The 18,396-nt window shown below is 71.3% G+C and carries 12 protein-coding genes; 7 read left to right on the forward strand and 5 right to left on the reverse strand.

Features of this window, described 5'->3' with window-relative positions:
* The 3 genes from E1291_RS27660 to soxR all read left to right on the forward strand — a co-directional run.
* Positions 1-691, forward strand: a 691-nt coding sequence (locus tag E1291_RS27660; RefSeq protein ID WP_131741015.1) for a TOBE domain-containing protein, incomplete at its 5' end; no start/stop codon positions are given.
* 177 nt (positions 692-868) lie between these two features.
* Positions 869-2,686, forward strand: coding sequence for a phosphoenolpyruvate carboxykinase (GTP) (locus E1291_RS27665; RefSeq protein ID WP_131741016.1), 1,818 nt, complete (start codon positions 869-871; stop codon positions 2,684-2,686).
* Between the two features lie 109 nt (positions 2,687-2,795).
* The gene (gene soxR, locus E1291_RS27670) at positions 2,796-3,350 is read left to right on the forward strand and encodes a redox-sensitive transcriptional activator SoxR (protein WP_131741017.1); all 555 of its coding nucleotides are present in this window, start codon (positions 2,796-2,798) and stop codon (positions 3,348-3,350) included.
* A gap of 56 nt (positions 3,351-3,406) precedes the next feature.
* Here soxR and E1291_RS27675 read toward each other — a convergent pair whose 3' ends face one another.
* The gene (locus E1291_RS27675; RefSeq protein ID WP_131741018.1) at positions 3,407-5,812 is read right to left on the reverse strand and encodes a glycoside hydrolase family 65 protein; all 2,406 of its coding nucleotides are present in this window, start codon (positions 5,810-5,812) and stop codon (positions 3,407-3,409) included.
* Positions 5,809-6,558, reverse strand: coding sequence for a beta-phosphoglucomutase family hydrolase (locus E1291_RS27680; RefSeq protein ID WP_131741026.1), 750 nt, complete (start codon positions 6,556-6,558; stop codon positions 5,809-5,811). The genes E1291_RS27675 and E1291_RS27680 overlap by 4 nt, the downstream gene beginning before the upstream one ends.
* Before the next feature lie 146 nt (positions 6,559-6,704).
* Between E1291_RS27680 and gnd the strand changes: the two genes are divergently transcribed.
* Positions 6,705-8,132: an NADP-dependent phosphogluconate dehydrogenase gene (gene gnd / locus E1291_RS27685; RefSeq protein WP_131741019.1), complete on the forward strand. Its 1,428-nt coding sequence runs from the start codon at positions 6,705-6,707 to the stop codon at positions 8,130-8,132.
* A 53-nt stretch (positions 8,133-8,185) separates the two neighbouring features.
* Here the strand turns inward: gnd and E1291_RS27690 are convergent, their stop codons facing one another.
* From E1291_RS27690 to E1291_RS27700, 3 genes are all read right to left on the reverse strand, one after another.
* Positions 8,186-8,998 carry a hypothetical protein gene (locus tag E1291_RS27690; RefSeq protein WP_131741020.1) on the reverse strand — a complete coding sequence of 271 codons (813 nt, stop codon included), beginning with the start codon at positions 8,996-8,998 and terminating at the stop codon, positions 8,186-8,188.
* Complete coding sequence (locus tag E1291_RS27695) at positions 8,991-9,569, reverse strand: sigma-70 family RNA polymerase sigma factor (protein ID WP_165495311.1); 579 nt, start codon at positions 9,567-9,569, stop codon at positions 8,991-8,993. The genes E1291_RS27690 and E1291_RS27695 overlap by 8 nt, the downstream gene beginning before the upstream one ends.
* 302 nt (positions 9,570-9,871) lie before the next feature.
* Positions 9,872-10,060, reverse strand: a complete 189-nt coding sequence (locus E1291_RS27700) for a hypothetical protein (RefSeq protein WP_131741022.1) — start codon at positions 10,058-10,060, stop codon at positions 9,872-9,874.
* Positions 10,061-10,217: 157 nt separating this feature from the next.
* On the opposite strand from E1291_RS27700, the gene E1291_RS27705 reads away from it, so the two are divergent.
* The 3 genes from E1291_RS27705 to E1291_RS27715 all read left to right on the forward strand — a co-directional run bounded on the left by E1291_RS27705 (position 10,218) and on the right by E1291_RS27715 (position 18,012).
* Entirely contained in the window at positions 10,218-14,384 is a 4,167-nt protein-coding gene (locus E1291_RS27705; RefSeq protein ID WP_131741023.1) for a wHTH domain-containing protein, read from the forward strand.
* 308 nt (positions 14,385-14,692) lie between these two features.
* Positions 14,693-17,197, forward strand: coding sequence for a DEAD/DEAH box helicase (locus E1291_RS27710; protein WP_131741024.1), 2,505 nt, complete (start codon positions 14,693-14,695; stop codon positions 17,195-17,197).
* Positions 17,198-17,214: 17 nt separating this feature from the next.
* A complete protein-coding gene (locus E1291_RS27715; RefSeq protein WP_131741025.1) occupies positions 17,215-18,012 on the forward strand; it encodes a carbon-nitrogen hydrolase family protein in 798 nt (265 codons plus the stop codon).
* The last annotated feature ends 384 nt before the right edge of the window (positions 18,013-18,396 follow it).

Genomic DNA, 18,396 nt, shown 5'->3' on the forward strand with positions numbered 1-18,396 from the left:
CGCCGCCGCGCGGCCCCGGGCGCTGTCGGGCGGGCAGGCGCAGCGCGTCGCGCTCGCCCGCGCGCTGGCCGTCCGGCCCGGCCTGCTCCTGCTGGACGAGCCGCTGGCCGCGCTCGACGCGCACACCAGGCTGGAGATCCGGGCCGCGCTGCGCCGCCACCTGGCCGGGTTCGCGGGCGCGGCGGTGCTGGTCACCCACGACCCGCTGGACGCGATGGTGCTGGCCGACAGGATCGTCGTCCTGGAGAACGGGCGGCTGGTGCAGGAGGGCGAGCCCGCGGAGGTGGCGCGGCGACCCCGCACCGACTACGTCGCCCGCCTGGTTGGGCTGAACCTCTACCGGGGGACGGCCAGGGCGGGCACCGTCGTGATCGGCGACCCTGGAGGCGACGGCGGGCAGCGGACGCTCGACACTGTGGACTCACTCGAAGGTGAGGTCTTCCTGGCCTTCGCGCCAGCAGCCGTGGCGCTGTACCGTACTCGCCCCGACGGCAGCCCGCGCAATCTCTGGTGGACACGCGTCGGCGCCATCGAGCGGCACGGCGACCGGGTGCGGGTGCAGCTCTCCGGCCCGCCTTTCGCGGCCGTCGCGGACGTCACCCCGGCCGCCGTCGCGGAGCTGCAATTGTCGGAGGGCAGCGGCATATGGGCGGCCGTTAAGGCCACCGAGACCCACGTTTACCCAGCTTGAGCGCTCGCATGCCGGGGGCGGGGGCGCGCCGTCCGGGGCGCTCGTGCCTAGGTGATATCAATCACAAAAAGGCAGTGGAAGGCCCAAACCGGGACGGGATTGGTCCAGACCAAATGGCAAAAACGACAAGTCTTGTTCATCATGCAAGGATCCCGCGAACCGCTGAAGGAGTAGCCCGTGTCCCACCAGGTCCCCGGCCTCGACCAGGCCCCAACCGGTCACACCGAACTGATTGACTGGGTACGCGGGATCGCAGAGCTGACCCGGCCCGACCGCGTCGAGTGGTGCGACGGCTCGGAGGACGAGTGGGAGCGCCTGACCGGTCTCCTCGTCGAGCAGGGCACCTTCACGCGGCTCGACCCGGCCAAGCGCCCGAACAGCTTCTACGCGGCCTCCGACCCCACCGACGTCGCCCGCGTCGAGGACCGGACCTTCATCTGCTCCGAGAAGGAGGAGGACGCCGGCCCGACCAACAACTGGATCGCGCCCGCCGAGATGAAACAGACCCTCGGCGAGCTCTTCGAGGGCTGTATGAAGGGCCGCACCATGTACGTGGTGCCGTTCTGCATGGGCCCGCTCGGCGGCAACATCTCCCAGCTCGGCGTCGAGATCACCGACTCGGCCTACGTCGCGGTCTCGATGAAGATCATGACGCGGATGGGCACCGGCGCGCTGCGCCTCATCGAGGAGCGCGGCTCCTACGTCAAGGCCGTCCACTCCGTGGGCGCGCCGCTGGAGCCGGGCCAGTCCGACGTGGCGTGGCCCTGCAGCTCCACCAAGTACATCACGCACTTCCCCGAGACCCGGGAGATCTGGTCCTACGGGTCCGGCTACGGCGGCAACGCGCTGCTCGGCAAGAAGTGCTACGCGCTGCGGATCGCCTCGACGATGGCCCGCGACGAGGGCTGGATGGCCGAGCACATGCTCGTGCTGAAGCTGACCCCGCCGGCCGGCGAGACCCGCTACGTCGCCGCCGCCTTCCCCTCGGCCTGCGGCAAGACGAACCTCGCCATGCTGGAGCCGACCATCCCGGGCTGGAAGGTCGAGACCATCGGCGACGACATCGCCTGGATGCGGTTCGGCGACGACGGCCGCCTCTACGCGATCAACCCCGAGGCCGGCTTCTTCGGCGTCGCCCCCGGCACCGGCGCGAGCACCAACGCCAACGCGGTCAAGACGCTGTGGGGCAACAGCATCTTCACCAACGTCGCGCTCACCGACGACGGCGACGTGTGGTGGGAGGGCCTCACCGACGAGCCGCCCGCGCACCTGACCGACTGGAAGGGCAACGACTGGACGCCCGAGTCGGGCACCCCCGCCGCGCACCCGAACGCCCGCTTCACCACCCCGGCCGGGCAGTGCCCGATCGCCGCCGACGAGTGGGAGGACCCGAAGGGCGTGCCGATCTCGGCGATCCTGTTCGGCGGCCGCCGCGCGTCCGCGGTGCCGCTGGTCACCGAGTCGTTCGACTGGCAGCAGGGCGTGTTCCTCGGCGCGAACGTCGCCTCGGAGAAGACCGCCGCCGCCGAGGGCACGGTCGGCGAGCTGCGCCGCGACCCGTTCGCCATGCTGCCGTTCTGCGGCTACAACATGGGCGACTACTTCGGCCACTGGCTGGAGATCGGCAAGGCCGCCCAGGCGGAGAACCTCCCCCGGATCTACTACGTCAACTGGTTCCGCAAGAACGCCGACGACCAGTTCATCTGGCCCGGCTTCGGCGAGAACAGCCGCGTCCTGAAGTGGATCGTCGAGCGCCTGAACGGCCAGGCCGACGCGGTGAAGTCCCCCATCGGGCACCTGCCGACCAAGGAGTCCCTGGACACCGACGGCCTGGCGATCGACGACGCCGACCTGGACACGCTGCTGTCGGTCGACACCGAGGTCTGGAAGCAGGAGGCCGCGCTCGTTCCCGCCCACTTCGAGACCTTCGGCGACCACCTCCCCGAGGCGCTGTGGGACGAGTACCACGGCCTCGTCCGCCGGCTGGAGGAGTAGCACTCCGCTCGACCCCGTGCCCGTCCGCCGATCCGGCGGGCGGGCACACGGGCGTCCGGCCCTCGCCGAGAAAACTCAACCATTGTTGAGGTCGGCTAGGATATGCGGTATGACGCGGTTGGAGCACCGGGTGCACGAACTGACCGTCGGCCAGCTCGCCGAACGGAGCGGCGTGGCCGTCTCGGCGCTGCACTTCTACGAGTCCAAGGGCCTGATCAGCAGCCGCCGGACGGCGGGCAACCAGCGGCGCTTCAGCCGCGACACGCTGCGCCGCGTGTCGTTCATCCGGGTGTCGCAGCGGGTCGGGATCCCGCTCAGCGAGATCAAGCGCGCCCTCGGCACCCTGCCCGAGGAGCGTACCCCCACCATGGACGACTGGGCGCGGCTCTCGGCGGCCTGGCGAGGCGAGCTGGACGCCCGCATCGCCCAGCTCGAACGGCTGCGCGACGACCTCACCGAGTGCATCGGCTGCGGCTGCCTGTCCATCCGGAGCTGCGCCCTCGCCAACCCCTACGACCGGCTCGGCGACGAGGGGCCCGGCCCGCGCCGCCTCCTCGTGCAGGACGGCGCGCACCCCGAAGCGGGCGATGGGCCGTCCGCCCGTCCCGCCCCCGCCGGCAAGGTTCCGGCCGACTGCGCGGAGTCCTGCGGTCCCGCGTCCTGAACGCCCGGCCGCCGCCGGAGTCGCTCGGCGGCCCGCCGGGCGACTCGGGGCCCTCCTCAGCGATCCTGCCCCCGGGGGTCGCGGCCGTGCGGGTCGACGCGGCGCGGGGCGGGCGCGCGGCCCGGGGGCTGGGTCGGCGCCGGCCTCGACGGGATCGGCTCGATGGGCAACTCGACCGGCTTGTCCCCCAGGGTGAACTCCTGGTCATGGTGGTGCAGTTTCAGACCGGGGCCGTCGAGCAGCTCGTAGCGGGCCGTCTCGGCGGTCACGCTCACCTTCACCCGGTTGTCCCGGTAGCGCATCCGGAACGACAGCCGGCTGATGCCGCCCGGCAGCCGCGGCGCGAACCGCAGCCGCCCGCGGCCCGCGCGCATCCCGCCGAACCCCGCGACCAGCCCGCTCCACCCGCCGGCCATCGAGGCGATGTGCAGCCCGTCGCGGGTGTTGTGGTTCAGGTCGTGCAGGTCCAGCAGCGCCGTCTCGCTGAGGTAGTCGTGCGCCAGCTCCAGGTGCCCGACCTCCGCGGCGACCACCGCCTGCGTCTGCGCCGACAATGAGGAGTCCCGGACCGTCAGGCCCTCGTAGTACTCGAAGTCGCGGACCTTCTGCTCCTCGGTGAACGCGTCCCCGCACAGGTGCAGCGCGAGGACGAGGTCCGCCTGCTTGACGACCTGCTTGCGGTACAGGTCGAAGTAGGGATAGTTCAGCAGCAGCGGATAGTGGTCGGGCTTGGTCGCCGCGAAGTCCCACCGGGCGTGGTTCGTGAAGTTCTCGCTCTGCGGGTGAACGTCGAGATGGTCGTCGTAGGGGATCAGCATCGCCGCCGCCGCGTCCCGCCACGACGCGGCCTCCTCGGTGGTCACGCCCAGCCGGTCGGCGATGTCGGGATGGCGCATCGCCATCTCCGCCGCCTCCTGCAGGTTCCGGCGCGCCATGAGGTTGGTGTAGACGTTGTTGTCCACGATCGCGCTGTACTCGTCCGGCCCCGTGACGCCGTCGATGCGGAACACGCCGCCGACGTCGTGGTGACCGAGGCTCCGCCACAGCCGGGCGGTCTCCACCATCACCTCCAGCCCGACCTCTCGCTCGAACATCTCGTCCTGCGTGGCGTCCACGTACCGGACGACGGCGTCGGCGATGTCGGCGTTGATGTGGAACGCGGCCGTCCCGGCGGGCCAGTACCCCGAGCACTCGTGGCCGCGGATCGTCCGCCAGGGGAACGTCGCGCCGCTCAGCCCGAGCTGGCTGGCGCGCTCGGCGGCGAGAGGGAGCGTCATGTGCCGCCACGCCAGCGCGTCGGCGGCGGCGCCGGGGGAGGTGTAGGTGAGGACGGGCAGGACGAACGTCTCGGTGTCCCAGAACGTGTGCCCGTCATAGCCGGGACCGGTCAGCCCCTTGGCCGGGATCATGCGACGCTCGGCGCGCGCGCCCGCCTGCAAGATGTGGAACAGCCCGAAGCGGACGGCCTGCTGAACCTCGGCGTCGCCGTCCACCTCGACGTCCGCGCCGCACCAGAAGTCGTCGAGGAACGTCCGCTGCTCCTCCAGCAGGCCGTCCCACCCGGTCTGCCGTGCCCCCGCCAGCGCCCCGACGACCTGGTCGTGGAGCGCAGGCCGGGACCGCTGGCTCGACCACCCGTACGCCAGGTACTTGATGACGCGGAGCCGCTGCCCCGGCTCCAGCCGGGTCGCGACCGTCAGCCGGCCCACGTCCGGGGAGCTCTCGGTCTCCACCGCCATCGACCCGGGCCCGTCGATCTCGTGCGACATGCCCGCCGCCATCCGCAGCCCGCTCTTGCGGGTCCGGTGCAGCAGCAGCACCTTCGTGCCGTTCGCGACGTGCTCCTCGCTGACCAGCGGGCTCTCCAGGATCGCCGACGCGCGCGGGTCCCGGCCGCCGCCCGGCAGCGCCTCGTTGGCGACCAGCTCCGACTGCGCGACCACCCGGACCGCCGCGTCCACCGGCTCGACCTCGTAGCAGATCGCCGCGACGGCCCGCTGCGTCAGCGACACCATCCGCACCGAGGTGACCCGCACCCGCCGGTCGGCGGGCGACGTCCACTCCACGCTCCGGGTGAGGGTGCCCGCCCGCAGGTCCAGGACCCGTTCGTGATGGTGGACGCGGCCGTAGCGCACGTCGAACGGCTCGTCGTCCACCAGCAGCCGGATCACCTTGCCATTGGTGACGTTGATGACCGTCTGTCCCGACTCGGGGTACCCGTAGGCGGCCTCGGCCTGAGGCAGGGGCCGCTGCTCGTAGAAGGAGTTCAGGTAGGTGCCGGGCAGCCCGTGCGGCTCTCCCTCGTCGAGGTTGCCGCGGATGCCGAGATGGCCGTTGGACAGCGCGAACACCGACTCGCTCTGCGCCAGCCGGTCCAGCCGCAGCTCCGGTTCCCGCACGCACCACGGCTCCACCAGGTAGACGGGCCGGTCGGCGCCCGGCTGGGCGTCCCCCTCGCTCACTCGCCCTCCATCAGCTCGGACAGGTCGCCCACCACCACGTCCGCGCCGTGCTCGGCGAGCTCCGCGGCGTGGTCGTCGTCGACCCGGTTGACGCCCACGACGTAGGCGAAGCCCCCCGCGCGGCCCGCCGCCACGCCCGCCAGCGCGTCCTCGAACACCACGGCCCGCGCCGCCGGGACGCCGACCGCCTCGGCCCCGGCGAGGAACATGTCCGGCGCGGGCTTGCCGGGCAGGTTCCGCTCCGCCGCCACGACGCCGTCGATCCGCGCGTCGAACAGGTCGGTGATCCCGACCGTCTCCAGCACCTGGACGGTGTTCGCGCTGGAGGACACCACCGCCGTCCGCAGCCCCGCCTCGCGCACGGCGCGGACGTAGGCGACCGACCCCTCGAACACCTCCACGCCCTTGTCCTTGATGATCTGGAGCACGAGGGCGTTCTTGCGGTTGCCGAGCCCCCGCACCGACTCGGTCTCCGGCGGGTCGTCCGGCGTCCCCTCGGGGAGCTCGACGCCCCGCGACGCCAGGAACGAGCGGGTCCCGTCCTCGCGCTTCTTGCCGTCGACGTACGCCCCGTAGTCCTTCACCGGGTCGAACGGGACGAACGGCTCGCCGGTCCGCTCCGCCCGGTCGCGCAGGAACCCGTCGAACATCTCCTTCCAGGCCGCCGCGTGCACCGCGGCCGTCCGGGTCAGCACCCCATCGAGATCGAAGAGACACGCCTGCGCCTCGTCGGGCAGTCCCAGCATCCGCACCCCCTGGACAATGTCAGTATCGGTGGACCCCGTTCCCGCGCGGAACAAGGACATGCGCGGGCCGGTTGCGCTCGAACGGGGGATTCATGATCTACGTGCTGACCCCTCGGCCAGGGTCGCACACGACGAGGAGAGAACCAATGGACAAAGCGCGCATCGGAGTCACCGGCCTGGCGGTGATGGGCCGCAACCTGGCCCGCAACCTCGCCCGCCACGGTCACCCGGTGGCGGTGCACAACCGCACCCCGGCCAAGACCAAGGCGCTGGTGGAGGAGTTCGGCGACGAGGGGACCTTCCTGCCCGCCGACACGCCCGAGGAGTTCGTGGCCTCGCTCGAACGGCCGCGCCGCCTGGTCATCATGGTCAAGGCCGGAGCGCCCACCGACGCGGTCATCGACGAGTTCGCGCCGCTGCTGGAACCCGGCGACATGATCGTCGACGGCGGCAACGCGCACTTCGCCGACACCCGCCGCCGTGAGGCCGCGCTGCGCGAGCGCGGCGTCCACTTCGTCGGCGCCGGCATCTCCGGCGGCGAGGAGGGCGCGCTGCACGGGCCCAGCATCATGCCCGGCGGGTCCGCCGAGTCCTACGCCGCGCTCGGCCCGCTGCTGGAGGACATCGCCGCCAAGGTCGACGGGACGCCCTGTTGCGTCCACGTCGGGCCCGACGGCGCCGGGCACTTCGTGAAGATGGTCCACAACGGCATCGAGTACGCCGACATGCAGCTCATCGCCGAGTCCTACGACCTGCTCCGGCACGCGGCCGGCCTCACGCCCGCCGAGATCGCCGAGGTGTTCCGCACGTGGAACACCGGCCGCCTGGAGTCCTACCTCATCGAGATCACCGCCGAGGTCCTCGCGCACACCGACGCCGCGACGGGCGCGCCGTTCGTCGACGTCGTCCTGGACCAGGCCGAGCAGAAGGGCACCGGCCGCTGGACGGTGCAGACCGCGCTGGACCTCGGGGTCCCGGTCGGCGGCATCGCCGAGGCGGTGTTCGCCCGGTCGGTGTCCGGCCACGCCGAGCTGCGCGAGGCCGCCCAGCACCTGCCCGGCCCGGCCCGCGCGAGCGGGACCGCCGGGGCGTCCTTCGCCGACGCCGTCGAGAAGGCCCTCTACGCCTCCAAGATCGTCGCGTACGCGCAGGGCTTCCACGAGATCCAGGCGGGCAGCGCCGAGTACGGCTGGGACATCGACGCCGGCGCGATGGCCACCATCTGGCGCGGCGGCTGCATCATCCGCGCCCGGTTCCTCGACCGCATCCGCGCCGCCTACGAGGCCGACCCGCACACCCCGACCCTGCTCACCGACGACCACTTCGCCGAGGCGCTCGGCGACGCGCAGGACGCCTGGCGCGAGGTGGTCGCGACCGCCGCGCGGCTCGGCATCCCCGCGCCGGGGTTCGCCACCGCCCTCGCCTACTACGACTCGCTGCGCGCCCAGCGGCTCCCGGCGGCGCTCACCCAGGGCCAGCGCGACTTCTTCGGCGCCCACACCTACCGCCGCGTCGACCGCGACGGCTCGTTCCACACGCTCTGGGGCGGCGACCGCACCGAGACCGGGGGCTGAACCGAGACCCCGGCGCCGCCCGCCCCTCGCGAGGGGCGGGCGGACCCGACCGCCTAAACCCCGGCCGACTCGTGCGGGTCCCGCTCGGTGCCACCGCGCAACCGGAACACACCGGGCTCGATCTCCTCGGAGCGCACCTGAAGCCATGCGTGCACATCGGCGGGCCACCGGGTGTCCACGTCCCACACCACTCTGGTCAGCACCATGTCCCGATCACGATCGGGCAGGCGCACATCGGTCAGATCGAGCCCCGAGGCGTCGATCTCCATGCTTCTGAGGAAGAGACGGGCGAAGGCATGAGCGTGAGCGAGGGCACGGCCGAGGTCCTCGGTGAGTTCGCCGGACAGGTGGGGAAGGCGGAGGTACTTGTCGGTGCGCACGGGACCGAGGGCCAGGACGAGATCGCGGGCGTGGGCGGCCGCGTGGTCGAGTGAGCGTCGGAGCAACCGGAGGACCTTGATAGCGCGGCCATGAGCGCCCTGAGGAGCGCTCTCGACGACGTGGTCGAGGTCGAGGGCACGGACACAGAGCAGCCGGACGGCGCGCGCGAGATGGTCCGCATCATGGATGTTGGACACCCAGTTGAAGACGGCGGCGAGGTCGCAGATGTCCGCGATCTCGTGGTAGAAGCCCCATGCCTGGACGCGGTCACGAATCTGCCGCTTCGGCCTGTGAGCCACGGAGGACGGGGACACGCCGACCGCCCCGCGATCCGACGCCAGATCACCGGGTTCGGCCAGGAGAGCGGCCAGGGTCTGGGTCGGGTCGGCGTGGGCGCGCACGTGGTCGAGCAGGGCCTCATCACCGGCGGCGAGGACGGCGTCCAGGGCCTCGTCGGAGAAATCATCCAGGCGCGGCTCATCCACGTCCGGGCCTCCCTTCGCGGTCGGTGACGCTCGCCAGACGCGCTTTGAGCAGGCGGCGGGCCTTGGCCCGGCGGTCCCGGACCTGCTGCTGGGTGATGCCCAGCTCGCGGGCGATGTCGGCACTGGGGATGTCGTCGAGGTCGAAGGCGATCACCATGCGGCACTCGGGATCCAGGACCCGCAGAAGGGCGACGAGGTCGCGGGCCTGCCCGGTCAGCTCGGCGTGCCCCGGGCCCGGCGCGGGACGGTCGGCGTCCGGCCCGATCGAGATCGCGCCCTGGTCCCGGTGCTCGGCTCGGTGGTGGTTGAGGGCCACCCGCCGCGCCCACGCCGACGGGCGGGGGAGCGCCTCCCGGTTCCACTGCCCCCGCAGCACCTTGCGCCACCCCTGGACGGCCATGTGCTGGGCCGCGTCCTCGGCGTCGGCCAGGCTCGCCCCGGTGCGCATCACGAACCGCACGACATAGGCGTACTCGGCGTCCAGGAAGTCCAGGAACTCCTGTCGTGTCGCCGCCGTCCCGGCCTCCGGCTCGCGGCCCCGGCCGGCACCCGCCGGGACCGGCCTGCGCACCGGATCGGGCTCCTGGCGGTCATCGCTACTCATCGCCGGCGGCGCGGCCGCCGTCGCGGCGGGCGCGCAGCCGCGCGTCCACCACGATGATCACGGAGGCGAGGACCGGGGCCACCGCCCCCAACGTCCCCAACACGTTCATTCCGCGCGCCCCTTCCGTCCCGCGGCCCTTCCCGGCACCCCGTCGATGCGCCGCAGGGGACGGGCCGTCACCTGTAAGAGGGCCAGAACCAAGATCAACGGGAAGGCCGGACCAAGATTGTTGCCCGGCCTCGTTCCGGCCCAGGTGAGGCGCCCTCGGCCTACGATTCGTCCGGGTCCTTTCGCACGCCGGCGAGCGGATCGCCGGTCTTCGTGCCGCCTCCGGCGTCTTCGGCGTCGTAGCCCTCCGCCGCACTTCCCATGCCCGGCACGATGCGCTCGCGCGGCTGCTCCTCCTGCCCCGAGCTGGCCCCCGGACCCCGTTCGGCGGGATCGTTCCTCTTCGCCATCGGACTACCTCCCTTGCTGGGTTCGTTCCGCTCGTTGTTGCCGAACGGGCCGTGCCTAACCCGCTCCACCGGATCCGCTTGACCGGAAACGGAATCCCGGTGGCCCGCCCTTGATCGCCGGTGTAGACACGATCGGCAGGGCGACGGAAGGCGGAGTGTGGGGCGCAGGAAAGAGATCGACACCACGCAGTGGCCCGCCGGGGGACCGCACCGCGAGCTGCTGGAGATCCTCGACCGGCTGCACAAGGACAGCGGCCTGATGAGCAGGCACGAGATCGCCACCGCGATGCAGTTCGGGTCCCCGTCCCACATCAACGACTGGCTGCGGGCGCGCCGCCTCCCCGATACCGCCAAGAAGGTCCGGGAGCTGGTGCGGGCGCTCAACGGCGGCGAGAACGACATCCGCCGCGCCGCCGAGCTGTACGAAGCGATCCCCCGGTGGGCCGCCGAACCGAAACCGCACCCCTGGGCGCGGCTGGTCGGCGACCACGTCGCGTGGACGCTCACGGACCCGGGGCAGGACGTGTCCGGCTTGGACGACGCGGCGGCCGCCGTCGCCGAGCGGCTCGGGGCGCTGAGCGACGAGGCCGAGGCCGCCCTCGCCGGTGATCCGTGGCTCGACTCCGGGTTCGCCGACCGGTTCGCCGCCCAGACCGAACGTCTCCTGCGCACCATGCCCACGCCCGACCTGCGCGATCTCTCACCCGCCGAGGCGGTGCTACTCACGCTCGTCCCGCTGCTCCAGCACGCGCACGTCGCGCGGACGCTGGCCGGGCTCCGGGAGATCGACCCGCACGACCTCACCCTCGACGGCGGCGGCGGACCGCGCCGTGACTACGAGGTGTTCCTCAGTGGTCAGCGTGAGCACGTCGACCGGGCGACCGCGCCCGATCTTCCGGGCCGCGCCTCCGCCGGTACCGAGATCGGCTGGTGGCTCTTCCACCGGTGGACGGCGCGCGGGGGCCGAACGTACCGGCTCGGCGCGGTCCGGGACCTCGTCGGCGCCGCGGAGATCACCGACTCCCGGCTCAGGGACGGGGTGCTGGAGCCGCGGACCGTCCGCCGGATCATGATCGGGCTCCGGCTCGGCCCCGCCGAACTCGGTGACCCCGACCGGGCGGACGCGCCCCGGACCGAGAACACCCTCTTCGCCGGGAGCCGGGACGAGCAGCGGGTGCGCGAGCGGCTGATCGGCCACATCCTCGCCGTCGCCTACGCCCTGACGATCGACCTGGTCCGGTTGCCCGACGTCGTCGTCCGGCACCTGGGCATCCCGGAACCGGTGGACCTGCGCCTGCTGCGCGGCACGGTCGCGAGCCGCGCGCAATGGGTGATCCAGCGCGACCGCCTGGTCCTGCGGGCCGACTGCCACCACCCCGCCGAGTACGAGGGACTGCGCCAGTACGCCGGCCAGGTCGATACCCTCCTGGACATGATCCGCCGCACCTGCGGCGACCACCCCACACTGCAATCCCTCGCGGGGCTCCCGGCCCGCGCGTCCGCCGACGAGGTCAGGCCGGACACCGACGACGACGGGCGGCTGCTCTTCCAGCGTGTCAGCCGCTTCCGGCTGGACGAGCGCCGGGTGCAGGAACTGCTGATGGGGGAGCAGCTCTACCAGGACCGGGGCCTCGCCATCCGCGAGCTGTACCAGAACGCCCTGGACGCCTGCCGCTACCGCCGCGCACGTCATGCCTACCGCGCGCGCTTCGGCGGGGCCGACTCCTGGAACGGTCAGATCCGCTTCACTCAGGGGGAGGAGAACGGCCGGGCCTTCCTCGAATGCGCGGACACCGGCATCGGGATGACGGAGGCCGTCCTTACCGAGGTCTTCTCGCAGGCCGGGACGCGCTTCACGGACATGACGGAGTTCATGCTTGAGTCCGCCGCCTGGCAGGACGCCGACCCGCCGATCCCGTTCCACGCCAACAGCCGGTTCGGCATCGGCGTGCTCAGCTACTTCATGATCGCCGACGAGATCGAGGTCGTCACCCGCCCGCTGGACCACGGCGACCATCCCCACCCGACGATGCGCGTCTCGATCTTCGGCCCCGGCCACCTCTTCCGCATCGAACACCTCCCTCCGGAGCAGGCCCGGTTCCCGGGCACGACCGTGAAGCTGTACCTGCGGGACAGTAACAGCGCCCCGTCCTGTGTTGAGGAACTGCGCCGCCTCCTCGGCATCGCCGAGTTCGAGACGACGGCCGTCCACGGCGCGAAGGAGGAGCGCTGGGAGCCGGGCGTGCTCAAATCACGGGCCCGCCTGTCCTGGGAGAACGAGGGGCTGGACACGCACGGCCGCTTCGTTCCATGGACCGCTGAGAACGGCTGCCAGGTGATCTGGTGCGAAAAGGGCGGCGGCCTCCTGGTAGACGGACTCCATGTCCAACCGGCCGTCCGCCGTGGGGTCTTCGCCGGTCTCGGAGACGGCACACTGCGCGGGGCCGTCGTCAACCTGACCGGCCCGAAAGCACCGAAGCAGCTCTCCGTGGACCGCCGGAAAGTCCTCTCAGACGTCTCGGCCGATGTTGAGGAACTGCTGGAATCAGCGATGGGGTGCCTTCTCTCAGAGGACACGCCTCTGATGAGGCTGCACTGGATCAGCGCCGTCACAGAGGCGAGCCCCCGCCTGGCCGATCGCCTCGCCAAGTGTGCCGCCGAAGGCGACCGATCGATCGATGGACCGGAGCAGACCGGTGAGTCCGCTAGGGACTGTTTCCTGCAGGACACTTTTCTGACTACCGAACGCTATGCGTTGTTCGGAGCATTCGATGCTGACCGGGGCGGCTTCTCGTCCTGGGATTTCGGGCCCTATGTGCCGGATCACGTCCTCCTGTGGCGCCTCGCCGCCCGGGACGATCAAAGGCTTCTCGACCTCCTGGAGGCTGGCGACCTCAGGGAGGCCGAGCGGGGGATTCCATCCGACGTCATCCTGCTGGCCGGTCTCAATTCCTTTGCCGCAGAGGAGCTGTCCATAGCGGATTTTGCTTGGCCTGAACGGGATCTCGAACGCCAGCCGGGCCATATTCTCTGGACCGCGATGGTGACCGGATCCTCACCCCGAGAAGCGGCGCGCCGTGCGATCGATCTGGGTTATGTTCTGGAGCCGCAGAGATTTCCTGAAGGACGTGAATTCGACGGGATCGATCTCGCGCTGCTCGGCAGGGGGCGAGGTCGCGCACTCGACTGGTGGGACACGGTTAAGGAGGTCCCGCTCGGGCATCTCGTCGCGGTCGCCGTGCAGTACGGGCTGAGGATCTCCGAGGTGCGCGACCGGATGGAAGGCTATGGCTTCCGTTTGCTCCCGGACGGGCCGTTCGTCGAATCGCCCACTCCCGTCGACCTGCGCCTGCTCAACTGGGAAGGGGATGGACGTGGAGATGATTGGATCAGGGAGCGGGCGACCCCCTTGCCGGCCTCTCACCTGGTTCAGTCGGCGGCCGACCTTGACATGGAGATAGGTGAGGTGTGCGCCAGGATCGAGGAATTCGGCCTGCCGGTCGAGCGGCTCGCCCTTCCCGTTCGGCCCAGCAGCGAAGACCTTTTTCTTTTCGACTGGGCCTGGGGGAGCGATCGCGACGACTTCGATACCGCGGATGCGCTGCCGCCGGGAATTGTCGCACGTGTGGCGAGCATGCTCGACCGTCCGATTCGAGAGGTCGGCGCGCGGCTGACAGGATATGGAGTGAAAATTGCCCGGTGTCCTCTGGGCCGGGTCGGCCCCGCCGATCTATCGCTGTTGAGCCGATACGGCGGAAGATATGGTTCATGGCGTCCCCACGGCGACGTCGTCTCCCTGCCCTCCCTGCTCAGGGCCAGCAGATTGGCCAATGTGCCGCCGAGCACGGCCGCGGAACGCCTGGCCGCATACGGCCTGGAGGTTCCAGCCGGGGTCCGGCCGGCCGTCATCGACGAGATCACCTCCGGACTTCTCGGCCGATGCCTCGCCGCTCAGGACGGCTGGCCGGATGTCGAGCCTTCGGTCTTCCGTGCGCACGTTCTCAGAGCGGCCGCCATGGAAGGGGTCTCCCCGCACTTGGCCGCCGACCGGCTCAGAACCGCGGGAGTCGCACTTCCCCCGGGCGACTGGGCGGACCAGACGGACGAAATCAATTTCTGGCTCCTGCGCTCCCACCGTTCCGCGGGTCCCCTCTGGCTGCAGTTGGACAAGCCCGTGCCGCTGTTGCATCTGCTGCGGGGGGCACGCAAGTTCGGGATCAGTGTCGAGGAGGCGGCGGAGCGGTTGCGGCGGCTCGGGATGATCGTGCCGGACGTGCGGACGAGTGTCGCGGAGGCGTTGCGGAGAGTGCCTCGACGGGCCTGACGATCGTGCGGTGGGCGTGCGCCATCGTGCCGGGCATGGCCGGAAGTTGCATGTCAGTGGCGTGATTCTTGATGGGCGGTCGCCCGTCACGATGCGTTACGGACGTAGCGCCGCCCAGGGGCGCAGGCTGGCTCTCGTTGGACGGGACACGACGGGAGTGGTTGGGATGCACACGATCGCCGAGCTGGCGCCGATCATTGGCGGGGTACTGAACATCGTGGCCGCGGGGGTGGGGGCCGCGCTGTCCGCGGGCGGGTGGCGGAGGCGGCGATGACGCGGGCGGTGGGCCGAGGGGGCAGGATGGAGGGGTGAGCCTTATCGATGAGCTGCCCTCCGGAAACGACGCCGACGCCGATTCGCTCTTCGAGGCGTTCGAGCGGTGGGTGTCGGGGCGCGGGATCACGCTGTATCCCGCGCAGGAGGAGGCGCTCATCGAGGTGGTCTCGGGGGCCAACGTGATCCTCGCGACGCCGACGGGGTCGGGGAAGAGCCTGGTGGCGGCGGGGGCGCTGTTCGCGGCGCTCGGCAAGGACCAGGTGGGGTTCTACACGGCGCCGATCAAGGCGCTGGTGTCGGAGAAGTTCTTCGACCTGTGCGAGATGTTCGGCCGGGACAACGTCGGCATGATGACCGGCGACGCCAGCGTCAACGCGGACGCGCCGATCGTGTGCTGCACGGCGGAGGTGCTCGCCAACATCGCGCTGCGGGACGGCCGGGACGCCGACATCGGCGTGGTGGTCATGGACGAGTTCCACTTCTACGCCGAGCCCGAGCGGGGCTGGGCGTGGCAGATCCCGTTGCTGGAGCTGCCGCAGTCGCAGTTCCTGCTGATGTCGGCGACGCTCGGGGACGTCTCGTTCTTCCAGAAGGACCTGACGCGGCGGACGGGCCGGCCGACGGCGCTGGTCACCTCGGCGGACCGTCCCGTCCCGCTGATCTACGACTACCGGGTGACGCCGCTGCACGAGACGATCGAGGAACTGCTCGCCGAGCAGAAGGCGCCGATCTACCTGGTGCACTTCACGCAGGCCGCCGCGATCGAGCGGGCGCAGGCCCTGATGAGCATCAACGTGTGCACCAAGGAGGAGAAGGCGCGGATCGCCGAGCTGATCGGCAACTTCCGCTTCACGACGAAGTTCGGCCGGAACCTGTCGAGGTTCGTGCGGCACGGGATCGGCGTGCACCACGCCGGGATGCTGCCGAAGTACCGGCGGCTCGTGGAGCGCCTCGCGCAGGCCGGGCTGCTGAAGGTCATCTGCGGGACGGACACGCTGGGCGTCGGCGTGAACGTGCCGATCCGGACGGTGGTGTTCACCGCGCTCAGCAAGTACGACGGGCACCGGGTGCGGCGGCTGCGGGCCCGGGAGTTCCACCAGATCGCCGGGCGGGCCGGGCGGGCCGGGTTCGACACCGTCGGGTTCGTGGTGGCGCAGGCGCCCGACCACGTGGTGGAGAACGAGAAGGCGCTGGCCAAGGCGGGCGACGATCCGAAGAAGCGGCGGAAGGTGCAGCGCAAGAAGCCGCCGGAGGGGTTCGTCGGCTGGGACGAGGACACCTTCGCCAAGCTTCAGGAGGCGGCGCCGGAGATGCTCCGGTCCCGGTTCCAGGTCAGCCACGCGATGCTGCTGTCGGTGATCGCGCGTCCGGGGAACGCGTTCCAGGCCATGAAGCGGCTGCTGACCGACAACCACGAGGAGCCCTCGGCGCGCCGGCGGCACATCTCGCGGGCCATCGCGATCTACCGGTCGCTGCTGGCCGGCGGGGTGGTGGAGGTGCTGCCCGAGCCCGACGACGCCGGGCGGTACGCGCGGATCACCGTGGACCTCCAGGAGGACTTCGCGCTGAACCAGCCGCTGTCGACGTTCGCGCTGGCGACGTTCGAGGTCCTGGACCCGGCGTCGCCCTCCTACGCGCTGGACGTGCTGTCGGTGATCGAGGCGACGCTGGACGATCCGCGGCAGATCCTCGCGGCGCAGGTCAACAAGGCGCGCGGCGAGGCCGTCCAGGAGATGAAGGCCGAGGGGATCGAGTACGAGGAGCGGATGGAGCTGCTCCAGGAGGTCGACCATCCGAAGCCGCTGCAGGAGCAGCTCGACGCGGCGTACGAGATCTACCGGGCCGGGCATCCGTGGGTGGGCGACCATCCGCTGCGCCCGAAGTCGGTGGTGCGCGACATGTACGAGCGGGCCATGACGTTCACCGAGTACATCGGGTACTACGAGCTGGCCAGGGGAGAGGGGCTGGTCCTGCGGTACCTGTCGGGGGCGTACAAGGCGCTGCAGCAGACCGTCCCGGAGTCGATCAAGACCGATGACCTGATCGACCTGATCGAGTGGCTGGGCGAGCTGGTGCGGCAGGTGGACTCCAGCCTGCTGGACGAGTGGGAGCAGCTCGCGAACCCCGCCGACGAGGTGGACGAGCCGATCGAGGAGCGGGTCACCCGGGTCACGGCGAACGCGCGGGCGTTCCGGGTGCTGGTGCGCAACGCGCTGTTCCGCCGGGTGGAGCTGGCGGCGGCCGAGCGGTACGGCGAGCTCGGCGAGCTGGACCCGGAGTTCGGCGCGGCGGGCTGGTCGGCGGCGATGGACGGCTACTTCGCCGACCACGACGAGCTGTTCACCGGGCCCGACGCGCGCGGGCCGAAGCTGCTGCAGATCGAGGAAGTGCCGCAGGACGCGCTGTGGCGGGTCCGGCAGGTGTTCGACGACCCGGCGGGCGACCACGACTGGGGGATCTCCGCCGAGGTCGACCTGGCGGGATCGGACCAGGCCGGGGAGGCCGTCATCAGGGTCACGGGAGTCGACCGGCTGTAACGCAGGGAGGGGTGGGGATGGTCCAGGTCGCGGTGGCGCAGTTCGCGCCGGGAACCGACAAGGAAGAGAACCTGGCCGCGGTCCGCAAGCTCGCGGGCGAGGCGGCGGGACGCGGCGCGCGGGTCGTCGTGCTGCCGGAGTTCTCGATGTTCACGGCGCCGCGGATCGACGAGCGGTTCGTCGCGTCCGCCGAGCCGCTGGACGGCGCGTTCGGGACGGGGCTCGCCGATCTCGCCCGCCGGCTCGGGGTGCACGTGGTCGCGGGGATGAACGAGCGGCTGGACGAGCCCGGCCGTGTCTCGAACACGCTCGTCGCCCTGGGGCCGGACGGCTCGATCGCCGCGCTCTACCGCAAGATGCACCTGTACGACGCGTTCGGATTCCAGGAGTCGGCGGTGGTGCGCCCCGGCGAGATCGCGCCGCCGGAGACGTTCCGGGTGGACGGCCTCACCTTCGGCATGCAGACCTGCTACGACGCCCGTTTCCCCGAGGTGACGCGGCGGATCGTGGACGCGGGCGCCGACGTTCTGGCGTTGCCCGCAGACTGGGTGCCGGGACCGCTGAAGGAGGACCACTGGCGGACGCTGGTGCGGGCCCGCGCGATCGAGAACACGATCTACGTGGCCGCCGCCGACCAGAGCGCCCCGTCCGGCGCCGGCAACAGCATGATCGTCGACCCGATGGGGGTGGCGGTCGCGTCCATCGGCGACGGCACCGGGACGGTCGCCGCGGACGTCTCGCCGGAGCGGCTGGCGGCCGTCCGGACAATGAACCCGGCCCTGACGCTGCGTCGCTTCACGACCGTCCCCCGCTGACGCTCGCGCCCTCCGTGCCGGCGCCGTGACGCCGGAGGCTGCCGAGCGCGTGTCCGCCGTGCGGCAGGCGGCGCCGGACCGGTGCGACGACCCGCACCCGTGGGCGGCTCGCGGGGCGCCGGGGGACCGGGCTCGGGCGCGGCGCTGTCCGGTGCGGGCGACCGGGGCCGGCCGGGCGGCCTTCCGGTCCGGCGCCGATCAGGACCGTGTATCGAGGTGGCAACGGATGCGGCGATTCTGCGTGCCCGGCCGGGCGCGGAGCGTGACGATCGGACCGTGCGTCCTTCTCGCAACGACCCACCGGCCGCCTACACGCGCGCCGCGCCGCGGCCGCCGGGTCGCCGGATCCCAGGGAGATCGGAAGAGCACACGTCTGAACTCCAG

Origin of the sequence: Actinomadura roseirufa (assembly GCF_900659635.1) — a bacterium.
In the GTDB taxonomy this organism is placed as follows: Bacteria; Actinomycetota; Actinomycetes; order Streptosporangiales; family Streptosporangiaceae; genus Spirillospora; species Spirillospora roseirufa.